The organism is Nocardiopsis lambiniae, from assembly GCF_031845465.1.
Classification (GTDB): domain Bacteria; phylum Actinomycetota; class Actinomycetes; order Streptosporangiales; family Streptosporangiaceae; genus Nocardiopsis; species Nocardiopsis lambiniae.
In genome coordinates this window covers 81,124-93,060 of the sequence record NZ_JAVREP010000002.1, presented here as the reverse complement: position 1 = coordinate 93,060, position 11,937 = coordinate 81,124, and the positions used below count along the sequence as shown (strand labels likewise).

The following is an 11,937-nucleotide window of genomic DNA, read 5'->3' as shown; positions in this document are numbered from 1 at the left end:
CCGTACCGGAGGACCGGAGCGACCGGATTCGTCCGATTCAGCCCGCGCCACCGAACGCGCTCGGCAGTCGGGCATCGCCGGACGACACCGGATCGGTGGGCATGAACCAGTCCGAACGCCTGATGTCGCGGAGCGCCCGCCTGCGCAGTTCGGGGGTGAGCCGGTCGATGTAGAGCACCCCGTCCAGATGCTGGGTCTCGTGCTGGAGGGCCCGCGCCATGAGGCCCTCGCCCGACACGGTGACGGGTTCGTTGCGCAGGTCGACCCCGGTGACGGTGGCGTGCATGGCCCGCCGTGTCGGGTACCAGAGCCCGGGGATGGACAGGCAGCCCTCCTCGCCCTCCTGGGTCTCCTCCGAGAGTTCGGTGAGCTCGGGGTTGATGACGTAGCCGATGCGCCCTTCGACGTTGTAGGAGAACACGCGCAGGCCCACCCCGATCTGCGTGGCGGCGACACCGGCCCGGCCGGGGGCCTCCACGGTGTCCAGCAGATCCTCGACCAGGGCTTCGGTGCGCCGATCGAACTTGGTGACGGGCGTGGTCGGGGTGACGAGAACGGGATCGCCGAAGCGGACGATGGGGCGCATGGTCATGCCCACAGGGTAGTCGCTGCGCCACACGGGTGTTCCGGGCCGGTCAGGCGGTCGTCAGGCCCGGGCGCAGGGCGTCGTCCAGGACCATCTCGATGTAGTCCAGGGCGGCCCGGCGGCGGGCCAGGGCGTTCTCGTACAGCGAGGGGGCATGGGGGCCGCGGCGGACCCGCAGGCACTCGTTGACGATGCGCTGCCATCGCTCGGGGAAGGCGTGCAGGGCGTAGGCGCCGGCGCCGGACTTGGAGGTGATCTCCCCGGTCTTGAGGGTGAAGTGCAGGCGGCTGACGCTCAGCACGCTCCAGGACGGCGCGAGTGAGCCGAGGGCGGCGAGGCCGCGCGGGGTGACCAGTCGACCGGCCTTCTCGCGCCAGCGGCTCCAGTGTTCGTCGAGGGAGCCGAGCGACCAGGTGCGCAGGACCTCGCGCTCGTCCCAGACGTCGAGTTCGAGCGGGTGCGGGCCGCGCACGGTGACCCCGTGCCGGGCGAGGGTGTGCCAGGTCACCGGGTTGACGTCGGCGGTGGCGCGGGTGCGGAACCGGCCGCCGGTGACCGAGGCGACGGGGCCGCAGAAGGCCGGGTCGTGGATGAGGTCGTCCCAGGTGACGTGGATGCCGTTGAACTGGGGGCGGGGGACGTCGACGCGGGTCCGAGCGTGGGCGTGCCGGAGCAGCTCGGTCTCCTCCGGTCCGGGGCGCGCGGCGGTGACGACGACGAAGTCGACGTCACTGGTGTGCGGACGGAAGTCGCCCAGGGCGACCGAACCCGTCAGGTAGAGGCCCTCGACCAGGCCGGGAGCGGCCCGGTCGGTGTGGTCGAGGAAGGTCTGCGCGAGTGTCCGTACCCGAGGGTGGACGGCCATGCTCACTCCAGTCTGACGAATACGGTGCTTCCGTGGAACACGACTCGCGAAGCGCGGGGGAGGGCTCCGCGATCGGTGTGCCGGAAGTGGCGTGTGCGACCCCCGGGCCTGTGGTGACACCCGTGTTCCACTTCTCAGTGTGAGTGCCCCTTCGGGCCGATTGCAAGTGATCGCGCCGCACTCGCACCCTGTCCCTACACGGTGGTGGTGCGCGGTCCAGGTTCGAAAAAGGGAGCACACACCCTTGACATGTGACCATGTGATGTGAGAAACGGCTTCTGTGTGCTCCGTGTCACGGACAAGCCTGGACGTTACGTGACGAATCGGTACCCGGTGCCATTGGTGCTTTCATATCGGGCAGTGTCGTGGCGCACATTCTGCGGCACGTGCATCCGCACGAGGCGAATGCATGAGAATTTCTTTGCCTCGGATTTCTCCAGAGAACTATCCGGTACATTTCAGGATGCCCTCCGATGGTCTGATCGGGGGTGTCGTTCGTCATGTCCTACCGGCCGGTAGTGCCGTGTGTCCCCCGGTTTCCGGGGCATCTGCGCAGGCCCGCCGGGAAGTGGGGTCCCGGGGTGCGCGAAACCCCGTCCCCATAACGGATTCGGTGAGGTGTAGACCACGGTTCGGGGAAGTGGACACGCCCCGGTTTTTCGGCGATTGTTATGGTTCACCAAGAGATCCTCTGGCGATAACCATCACAGCCATTGTCCGCTGTTTTCCTGCGCGTAACACGGGGCCACTCCCCTGAAACTGTGCCCCTTTACTCTCGCCGGAGAACGGCAGTGATCCGAAAGACGACGAAGGAGCCTCGCATGGTCCCGACGATGGTCCTCGTAGCCGATGACTCGCGTGACGCCCAGCGAAGGGAGGCCCTGTGCGGCCTGGCCGAAGCGGTGGCTAACCGGGGGGAGGCGCCCGTCAAGGCCGCCTTCGGCAGCCCCACCGAGGTCGCCGCCGCCCTGCGCTCGGTGCGCGGTCCCAAGGTGGTCGTCCCGGCCTTCGTCGCCGGAGGCGACGTGGCCAGTGCCCACCTCCTCTCCCGTCTCGACCTCGGTCGACTGGAGAACTCCTGTCACACCCCGCCCCTGGGCGCGGTGCCCTCGATCGTCGCCGACCTGGCCACCCGACTCTCCGACTCCGGGTGGAGCGTCAAGGACGGCGTGGTCCTGGCCGCCGACGGCACCACCGGCACCGAGGAACGCCAGGTCGTGATGGACGTGGCGCGGATGCTCAGCCGCCGGTTGAACTCCCCGGTCCAGGTCGGCTACCTGCGGACCTGGGCGCCCTCGGTGTTCGACGCCGTCGACCGTCTGCGTCGCGACGGACAGGACAAGGTGGCCGTGGCCGCCTGGAGACTCGTGGACGGCCCCGACTTCGACCTGTTGCGGGGACTCGACGCCACCGCGATCACCGCGCCGCTGTGGCCGTCGGATCTGGTGGTCGACACGCTCCTGGCCCAGCACCGGGCCGCCAAGGGGAGGTTGGCCTGAGACACGCCGAACGAGCGCGCCGGCCCCACCCGGAGCGACATCACGGATCCGCGGGGCGGCGATGGGGTCATCGGACGGGCCGAACCGGACCCGGTGCGGCCCGAGACCGTTACCCCTTCGACGGGATGGGTATGTGCTCCTAGGGCGGGAACTCCCCGCACCCACGGCACGCGGCCTCGCCCCGTGCCGGTGCCGGCGGAGCACCGAACGCCTGGACGCGGCCCCTTCACGACCGCGCGGCCGATGTCGACGGCACACACGAACCGGTATCGGCCCGGGCCCCGAACACGCTCGCGCGGATCGGGGGCTCGACCTCGACAGGCATCGACGTGAGCTGACCGAAGGTGGATGTATGAACGACGTCACGAAGCAGTTCGTCGATGACCGGCAGCGCCGGCGTCTGGAACGGCGCTTCGGCGTCCACGTCGGCGAATGGCTGACAGAACTGCCCGCCATCATCGAGAAACTCGCCGCCGAGTGGCGCCTGACCGTCGAGGGACCCGCGCCCCACGGCCGGACCTCCGTGGTCCTCCACGTCCTGGACGTCGACGGCCGCAAGGGCGTGGTCAAGCTCTCCCCGGACAGCGGACTGATCGTCGCCGAGGCCGGCCTCCTGCGCCTGTGGGCCCCCTCCGGTCGGGTCCCCGAGGTCCGGGGTCTGGATCCCCGGTGCGGCGCGGTCTTCATGGAGCGCATCGAGGGTGACACCGTCGCGGCCGGGGGTACGGTCCCCGACATGGAGACGGTCGGATCGCTCATCGCGGCCCTGCACTCCGTCGAGGCGCCACCCGCCCGGATCCGCGAACTGCCGCCGCTGACCTCCCGCGTCCAGTTCGTCTTCGACCAGTGGGAGCGCGAACGCAACGAGGGCCCCGCCGCCGACGTCGTGCCCGCCTCGGTGATGCACCGCGGGTTCGCGCGCGCCCGGGACCTCGCCAACGGCCGGGAGAACGTCGTCCCCGTCCACGGGGACCTGCACCCCGGCAACGTCATCGACGGGGGACCCCGCGGCCTGGTCGCCGTGGACCCGCGCGGCTGCCTGGGCGACGGGGCCGTGGACGCGGTGGACTGGGCGGTGTGGAAGGTCACCGACCTCGACGAGGTGGAGCGCCGGGTGACCGCCCTCGCCGCCGTCATGGGGGTGGACGCCGACCGGGTGATGGCGTGGGTGCGCGCCTTCGCCCCCTGCCAGGCCGTCGCCAAGGTCAACCGTGGCCACGCCGGCACGGACGAGTTCGACGTCCTCATGGAACTCGCCGAGGGCAGGCCCTACGCCATCCGCTGACCCGGCCGGGTCAGGACGCGTTCTCGAACCGGTACCCCCGGCCCGCCTCGGTGATGAGATACCGGGGCCGCCCGGGGTCGGGTTCGAGCTTGCGCCGCAACTGCGCCATGTACACCCGCAGGTAGTTGGTCTCGCTCTGGTAGGCGGGACCCCACACGTCGTGCAGCAACCGGCGTTGGCTCACCAACTGCCCGGCGTTGCGGGCGAGGATCTCCAGGATGTGCCACTCGGTGGGGGTGAGCCGCACCTCCTCGTCGTCGCGCAGCACCCGCTTGGCGCCCAGGTCGATGCTGAAGGAGGCGGTGCGCACCACCGGCGCCTCCTCACCCCGCACCGACCGCCGTTCCGCCGCCCGCATCCGGGCCAACAGTTCGTCCATCCCGAACGGCTTGGTGACGTAGTCGTCGGCGCCGGAGTCCAGACAGCGCACCTTCTCACCCGCCGAATGCCGTGCGGACAGCACGATGATCGGGACCTGGGACCAGCCGCGCAGCCGACGGATGACGTCCAGACCCTCCATGTCGGGCAGCCCCAGATCGAGCAGGACCACGTCGGGGTGCCGCTCGGCGGCCAACCGCAGGGCCTCGGCGCCCTCTCCCGCGGTGTCCACGTCGTGCCCGCGCGCCCGCAGGTTGATCTTCATCGCCCGGATGATCTGGATGTCGTCGTCAACGACCAGGACCCGCATCGGCCCCCCTCACGCTCTCGTCGTCCGTGTCTCCGCCGGAACCGTCGACCCCCGGCTCCACCGCCCGCAGTGTGAACACCATCGTCAAACCGCCGCCCGGGGTGTCCTCCGGGGCGAGGGTGCCGTGCATCGCCTCCACGAAACCACGGGCGACCGCCAACCCCAGACCCACCCCCGTCCCCTGGGGCGCGTCCCCGAGCCGTTGGAACGCCTCGAACATCCGCTGTTTGCCCTCGTCGGAAACGCCCGGCCCGCGATCGACCACGCGCAACTGCACGTTGTCACCGTGCGCGCTCGCCGCCACCAGCACCGGCACGCGCGGGTCCGGGTTGTACCGGACCGCGTTGGCGACGACGTTGGCGACCGCCCGTTCCAGCAGACCGGCGTCGGCCAGTACCCGGGGCAGGCCGTCGGGGACGTCCACCGTCACCGCGTCGGCCGGCAACCCCAACAGGGTGATCGGCACGACCTCCTCCAGGCCCACCGGGCACAGTTTGGGGCGCACGCTGTCGGTGTGCACCCTGCTCATGTCGAGCAGGTTGTCGATGAGTCGGTTGAGCCGATCCGTGGACTCCTCCACGGTCTCCAGCAGTTCCTCCCGGTCCTCCTCCGTCAGCGCCAGGTCGGTCGCCCGCAGGCTCGACAGGCTCGCCTTGATGGAGGTGAGCGGGGTCCGCAGATCGTGGGAGACCGCGGCCAACAGGGCGGTGCGGATCCGGTTGCCCGCCGCCTGCCGCCGCGCCTCCGCCGCGTCCCACTCCAGCCGCTGGTGCTCCAGAGCGATCCCGATGTGCGCCGCGAACGCGCGCAGCACCCCCCGGTCGGCGGCCGGCAGCACCCGCCCGCGCAGCGCCAGTGCCAACGTGTCCGAGATCGACACCAGCACGTCCGCCTCCTCGGGGGAGTCGGCGGCCGGGCTTCCGACGCCGTGCACCGGACGCCAGCGTTCGCCGTCCAACGGTTCGCCCTCGTCGTCGCCGGAGTCGCCCTCGGGGGAGGGGGAGACCCGCTCCAAGAGCGTCGCCGAGCGCTGTCCGAAGGTCTCCCGGATACGCCGCAACAGCGCGTGCAGGGGTTCGTTGCCCGCCAGGACGCTGCCCGCCAGCAGGGTCACGGCGTCGGCCTCGGCCCGGGCCCGGGCCGCCTGTGCCGCACTCCGGGCGGCCATCTCCACGACCATCGCCACCAACGTCCCCACCAGCGTGAACGCGATGAGCGCCAGCACGTTGTCGACCGATACCGGCGGTCGCCCGTGCAACGGGGACAGCAGGGCGGTGAGCAGGATCGCACTCCACAGCGCCGACACCAACGCGGGGCGCAGACCCCCCACCGCCGCCGTGGACACCGTGATGAGCAGGAGCAGCGTCGCGTCGGCGGCGCCGTCGGAGAACAACGGCAGCGCCAGGACCAGGGACATCAGGGCGGGTGCCAGCAGCGCCAGCGACCACCCCGCGATCCTGCGGTGTTCGCCCAGCCCCCGCCCCGGCGGCGGCAGCGGCCAGCGACCGCTGCCCACCTCCTCGTGGGTGACGATGTGCACGTCGATGTCCCCGGACTCGCGGGCGACGATGGCGCCCACGCCCGGACCGAGCACGTACTGCCAGGCGCGCCGCCGGGAAGAACCCAGCACGATCTGTGTGGCGTGCACCCCCCGCGCGAATTCGAGCAGCCCCGTCGGCACGTCGTTGGCGACCACCTGGTGGTAGGTACCGCCGAGTTCGGCGAGCAGCCGGCGCTGGCGCAGCAGGTCGTCGCCCGGGGCCCGCGCCATTCCGTTCGGGGGCATCACGTGCACGGCCAACAGGTGGCTGGGCTGGGGATGCCCGCCGCGCGAGCGCGCCGCGACCCGGGCCGCGCGTCGGATCAGCGTCTCCCCCTCGGGGCCGCCGGTCAGCGCGACGACGACCCGCTCGCGGGCCTCCCAGGTGCGACGGATCTCGTGTTCGCCCCGGTACCGGGCCAACCCCGCCTCGACCTGGTCGGCGGTCCACAGCAGCGCCAGTTCGCGCAGCGCGGCCAGGTTGCCCTCGCGGTAGTAGTCGGACAGGGCGGCGTCGACCCGTTCGGCGGGGTGGATGTCGCCGTGCGCCATGCGTCGGCGCAGTTCTTGGGGGGTGATGTCGACGAGTTCGATCTCGGCGGCCCGGCGCACCACGTGATCGGGGACGGTCCGGTCGGGGCGGACCCCGGTGATCTGGTGAACGACGTCGTTGAGCGATTCCAGGTGGTGGATGCCCACGGTGGACAGGACGTCGATGCCCGCCTCCAGGAGCTCCTCCACGTCCTGCCAGCGGACCGGGTTGGGCGAACCGGCCGGGTTGGGCCGGGCGAGGTCGTCCACGACCGCGAGCTTCGGTGTGCGAGATATCACAGCCGCGGTGTCGACCGATCCCGAAGGGTGGAGGGGGACCGTCTCCAACGCGTCGAGCAGCGCCGATGTGCGCTCCCGGCGTTGGGTGTCGACCGCCGCGACCACCACGGACGCACCGTCCGCGGCCCGCCTCCCGGCCTCGGCCAGGGCACTGTGCGTGGTGCCCGCCCCGGGGGCCGATCCCAGGTAGACACGGAGTTTTCCTCGTCCCACGGGTCCATTGTCGCCCTCGGCGGGTGTGCGCGTGGCCGCTACCGGCCGCACGCGGAGGCCCTTCCGGCCCGGGACGCGCGGGGAATCCGTGAAAGCCTGTGGTCGCGCTTCGTGGATCGCACGGAGCGCCGTGTCATGAAGAGGGCGGTTCCCCGCCCGTTCCCCCGATCGATCCGTTCTGGAGCCCCACCGATGTCGGTCCAGCCGCCCCACGGTCCTGCGGACCCGAACCAGGGCGGGTACCCCCCGCCGGGCACACCGCGCCCCCCAGGCCCCTACGGTGCCGGAGCCCGTCCCCCGCAGGGCGGATATCCGCGGCAACCCCCGCAGGGGTGGGCCCCGCCCCCCGCGCCGGGCGGCCCCGGATTCCCCGGCGGACCGGGTGGCATGCCGCCGCAGGGTCCCTTCCCACCGGGCGGCCCCTTCCCCCAGGGCGGGTATCCGGGCGCGCCGGCGTCCAGGCCCGGGCGCACGGGGCTCATCGTCGGCGGTGCGATCGCCGGCGCGGTGGTGCTGATCGTCGGCATCGGCCTGACCCTGGCGCTGACCGGTTCCAAGGAGTACGTCTCCTTCCCCGACTGTGACGAGATCTTCGACGTCGAGCGGTACGAGACCGTGGTGGGGAGCACGGGGCTCACGGTCAGCGGGGGATTCGACCCCGACGACGACGAACACGGCGACCTCTCCTGCGAGATCACCCCGGACCCGGAGGAGGCCTTCATGGGCTTCATGGTCTCCGTCGAGGTGTTCGATCCCGCGGGCGACACCTGGCGGGACCGCGCCGAGGAGATGGACGACCACCTGGCGGGGTTGCGGGACGATCTGGCCCCGGGCGAACCGGGCACGCTCACCTTCGATGACGAGGAACTCCCCAACGCCATGTGGGGCCCGAGTTCCGCCGGTGAGAACGGTGTCGTGGTCGGCTTCTCCGACGAGTCCGAGTACCTCTCCCTGGGCATGGCCGTGAACGTCTACCTGGTGGACAACCTGGCGGTGACCGTCGGCTACATGTTCGACCCCGATGCCCTGGACACGGAGGAGGCCATGCGGGCGGTCCGCTCGCTCGGCGGCGAGGTGGAGAGGAGCCTCGGCCGCGCCGGCACGGTCGCCTGAGCCGGACAGGCCCCTCGCGTGATCCGTCCCCGCGGCCGGTGGGTATCCATCCGTGAGAACGTCCCCTTGACCCGTCCCCCGAGACGACGAACCCCCGGTGAGGAGGTGCGGCGTCCGTCCGCCCCGGACGGACGCCGCGGAACCGATGACGTATCCCCCTGACGACCCTTCCTTTCCCGGCCGACCCGGCGGCCCGGGCTTTCCCGGCGCGCCCGGCGGCGTTCCCGCCCCGCCCGGGTTCGGCCCGCCTCCGGGCGCCGGCGGGTTCCCGCCGCCCGGACCGCCGCCACCCCCGCCCGGCGGCGGGTATCCCGGCGGCCCCTACCCGCCGGTGGGCCCGCCCGGGCCGCCGCGCCGTTCCCGCAGGGGATGGGCGATCGGCGCCGGCGTGCTCGCGGGTGTGCTCGTGGCGGGCCTGCTGGGGTTCGTCGCCTGGGACGCCCTGGGCGGACGCCCCTACGGCGAGCTGCCCTCCTGTCGTGAGCTGCTGCCCTCCCAGGTGGTCGACACCGTTCCGGACGCCGACCGGCCCCGGGCGGAGGGGGAGTTCCTCTCGGCCGAGGACTCCGACTGGTACTCCGACACGGCCGAGGAGGGCTACCTCGGCAGGATCTCCTGCGCCGTCACCGACCGTGATGACTCACGGCTGCTCAGCGTCGACGTCGCCCTGTACGACCACGAGGTCTACCTCGATGGGTTCGAGGAGGTGCGGGAGCAGATGGAGGACACGGTGGAGGACTGGGAACGCGGTCGCAACGACGAGGCCGTCCTCGCGTGGGAGCCCAACGGCGCCGGCGAGTCCGGAATGACGGTCCTCTACTCGTTCGACTTCGACGAGGGGGAGCGGACGGGCAGTTCCTACTTCCTCGACGTCAACACCCAGATCGCGATCGACTACCCCGTCCCCGAGAGCATGGACGACGCCGAGGCCATCGACTTCCTGAACGGTTTCGCCCGCCAGGTCGAACGACGGCTCTCCCGTACCGCCGAACGGGTGTGAGCGCTCGGATCCACCGGCTCCGGGGACCTGACCGGGGCGGGGTGCGCGGGCGCCGCCCCCGGCACCCGCACCCCTCCCTCAGGGGATGAGCTTGCCCGGGTTGAGCACGCCCTCCGGGTCCAGCGCCGCCTTCACCGACCGCAGCACCTCCACGCCCAGCGGGCCGATCTCCTCGGCCATCCACGGCCGGTGATCGGTGCCCACCGCGTGGTGGTGGGTGATGGTGCCGCCGTGCGCCACGATCGCGTCGGAGGCGGCGCGCTTGGCGCCCTCCCACCGGGCCAACGGGTCCGCGCCCGCCGCCGTCGCCACGGTGAAGTACAGGGACGCCCCCGTCGGGTAGGTGTGCGACACGTGGCACATCACCACGACACCGCCCTCGTCCCCCTCCAAGGCCCCGGTCAGGGCGCGCGTGACGGCCGCGTACAGCGGCAGCAGATCGGTCCAGGTCGCCGCCGTCTCCAGGGTCTCGGCGAGGATGCCCGCCGACAACAGGGTGTCGCGCAGGTAGGGGGAGGAGAAGCGGTTCTCCCGCCAGTGGGCCACCGGTTCGGGACCCGACGGGGTTCCGCCCGCCCGGACGAGCACCTCGCGGACCACCGCGGACCGGGTCGCGACCTCGGCCTCGGAACCCTCGAAGCCGAGGACGGCCTGGCAGCCGGACTGCGCCGCCCGACCGCCCATCGCGGCGCCCACGAACGTCTCGGACTCGTCCAGGATCCGCGCCATCGTGGGCCGGGTGTCGGACTGGGCCAAGGCGCGCAGGGCGTCCACCCCCGTGGCGAAGTCGGGGAACGACCAGGCCTCGTCCAGGACGGTCTCCGGTACGGGCCGCACCCGCAGACCGACCTCGGTGATCACACCGAGGGTCCCCTCCGAGCCGATCAGCAAGCGGCGCAGGTCCGGGCCGGCCGCCGACGCCGGGACCCCGCCCGCCTCCAAGGTCCCGCGCGGAGTGGCCGCGCGCAACGACACCACCATGTCCTCGAACCGGCCGTACCCGGAGGAGGCCTGACCGCTGGAACGCGTCGCCGCGTAGCCGCCGATGGTCGCGTACTCGTGACTCTGCGGCAGGTGCCCCAGCATCAGGCCGTGCTCGGCCAGCAGCCGCTCGGCGTGCGGACCGCGCACACCCGCGCCCAGGACGGCGATCATCGAGGTGGCGTCCAGGGAGACCAGCCGGTCCAGTCGGCGCAGGTCCAGCGCGACGACCGCGTCGAAGCGGCCCCGCGACGGGGTCAGTCCGCCCACGACGCTGGTGCCGCCACCGAAGGGCACCACCGCGATCCGTCGTGCCGAGCACACCTCCAGCAGACGTTGGACCTCGCCGTGGTCGGCCGGGTACAGGACCGCGTCGGGCGCGGGGTCGGCCCGGCCGGCCCGGCGCAGCAGCAGGTCGGGGGTGCTCTTGCCACCGGAATGACGCAGCCGGGCGGCGTCGTCGTCGACGACGTGCTCCTCGCCGACCACGGCGGCCAGGGCGGCGAGGTCCGTGCCGGTCAGGGCGGCGGGCGGCAGTTCCACCCGCTCCTCGGCGACAGGGGGGCGTTCGGTGAACCGGGCGCGGAGCACCTGGGCGATGAGATCGCGCAGGCCGGGGTCGAGTTCCCGGGCCTTGGCCGGGTCGCCCCAGGCGAACCAGCTCATCTCGGGGGAGGTGCGGGGTGTGGTGTCGTCAGCCATGCTCTACAGTTTTACACATGGCGTCAAAACGTAACGTTGAAGATCAGATCCTCGACGCGGCCCGGGCCTGCGTCGTGGACTTCGGGGTGCGTCGCACCACGCTGACCGACGTCGCCCGTCGCGCCGGGGTCAGCCGACCGACCGTCTACCGGCGCTGGCCCGACGTCACCGCGCTCGTCGCCGACCTGCTCACCCGGGAACTGCGGCGGATCCTCCTCGACGAGGAGATGGCCGACGAGCACGACCTCGCCGACGAGAGCGCGCGGGTCCGCCTCGTCCTGCACGTGGCCGGTGTGGCCAGGGCGATGCTGCGCCATCCGCTCTTCACCCGGATCGTCGACACCGAACCCGAACTCATGACCACCTACACGTTCCAGCGGCTGGGCGCGAGTCACCACTCCGCCCTGGAGATCCTCGAACCCGTGGTCTCCCAAGGTCAGGCGGACGGTTCGATCCGTTCGGGGGACCCGCGCGTCCTGGCCCGCCTGGTCCTGGTCACCGCGCAGAACACCGTCACCTCACGCCACCTGTTCGCCGACCTCCTGGACGAGGAGGCGATCGTGGACGAACTCGCGACCCTCGTCGACGGATACCTGGCCCCCTGACCGGCCCCCGCCCTTCGCACATCCCCAGG

Annotated in this window: 10 protein-coding genes; 5 read left to right on the top strand and 5 right to left on the bottom strand. The window is 71.9% G+C overall.

The window, feature by feature from the left end; all coding sequences use genetic code 11:
- Positions 1 to 37: 37 nt before the first annotated feature.
- Positions 38 to 592, bottom strand: a complete 555-nt coding sequence (gene def / locus RM479_RS04835; RefSeq protein ID WP_311510516.1) for a peptide deformylase — start codon at positions 590 to 592, stop codon at positions 38 to 40.
- A 43-nt stretch (positions 593 to 635) separates the two neighbouring features.
- Complete coding sequence (locus RM479_RS04830) at positions 636 to 1,451, bottom strand: nucleotidyltransferase domain-containing protein (protein WP_311510515.1); 816 nt, start codon at positions 1,449 to 1,451, stop codon at positions 636 to 638.
- Between the two features lie 821 nt (positions 1,452 to 2,272).
- Between RM479_RS04830 and RM479_RS04825 the strand changes: the two genes are divergently transcribed.
- Together RM479_RS04825 and RM479_RS04820 are read left to right on the top strand one after the other, a co-directional pair.
- Positions 2,273 to 2,950: a sirohydrochlorin chelatase gene (locus tag RM479_RS04825; protein ID WP_274809131.1), complete on the top strand. Its 678-nt coding sequence runs from the start codon at positions 2,273 to 2,275 to the stop codon at positions 2,948 to 2,950.
- Between the two features lie 352 nt (positions 2,951 to 3,302).
- Positions 3,303 to 4,235: an aminoglycoside phosphotransferase family protein gene (locus RM479_RS04820; RefSeq protein ID WP_311510514.1), complete on the top strand. Its 933-nt coding sequence runs from the start codon at positions 3,303 to 3,305 to the stop codon at positions 4,233 to 4,235.
- Positions 4,236 to 4,245: 10 nt separating this feature from the next.
- Here the strand turns inward: RM479_RS04820 and RM479_RS04815 are convergent, their stop codons facing one another.
- Positions 4,246 to 4,923 carry a response regulator gene (locus RM479_RS04815; RefSeq protein WP_311510513.1) on the bottom strand — a complete coding sequence of 226 codons (678 nt, stop codon included), beginning with the start codon at positions 4,921 to 4,923 and terminating at the stop codon, positions 4,246 to 4,248.
- Positions 4,904 to 7,507, bottom strand: a complete 2,604-nt coding sequence (locus RM479_RS04810) for an ATP-binding protein (protein ID WP_311510512.1) — start codon at positions 7,505 to 7,507, stop codon at positions 4,904 to 4,906. Before RM479_RS04810 ends, RM479_RS04815 begins: the two co-directional genes overlap by 20 nt.
- A 387-nt stretch (positions 7,508 to 7,894) precedes the next feature.
- Here RM479_RS04810 and RM479_RS04805 point away from each other — a divergent pair, with 387 nt between their 5' ends.
- Positions 7,895 to 8,620: a phage tail family protein gene (locus tag RM479_RS04805; protein ID WP_311510511.1), complete on the top strand. Its 726-nt coding sequence runs from the start codon at positions 7,895 to 7,897 to the stop codon at positions 8,618 to 8,620.
- A 145-nt stretch (positions 8,621 to 8,765) separates the two neighbouring features.
- Positions 8,766 to 9,620 (top strand): hypothetical protein, encoded by an 855-nt coding sequence (locus RM479_RS04800; protein ID WP_311510510.1) that lies wholly within the window; start codon positions 8,766 to 8,768, stop codon positions 9,618 to 9,620.
- Between the two features lie 78 nt (positions 9,621 to 9,698).
- Here the strand turns inward: RM479_RS04800 and RM479_RS04795 are convergent, their stop codons facing one another.
- Entirely contained in the window at positions 9,699 to 11,303 is a 1,605-nt protein-coding gene (locus RM479_RS04795; protein ID WP_311510509.1) for an FAD-binding oxidoreductase, read from the bottom strand.
- A gap of 17 nt (positions 11,304 to 11,320) precedes the next feature.
- Here RM479_RS04795 and RM479_RS04790 point away from each other — a divergent pair, with 17 nt between their 5' ends.
- Complete coding sequence (locus RM479_RS04790; RefSeq protein ID WP_311510508.1) at positions 11,321 to 11,908, top strand: TetR/AcrR family transcriptional regulator; 588 nt, start codon at positions 11,321 to 11,323, stop codon at positions 11,906 to 11,908.
- Positions 11,909 to 11,937 lie beyond the last annotated feature (29 nt).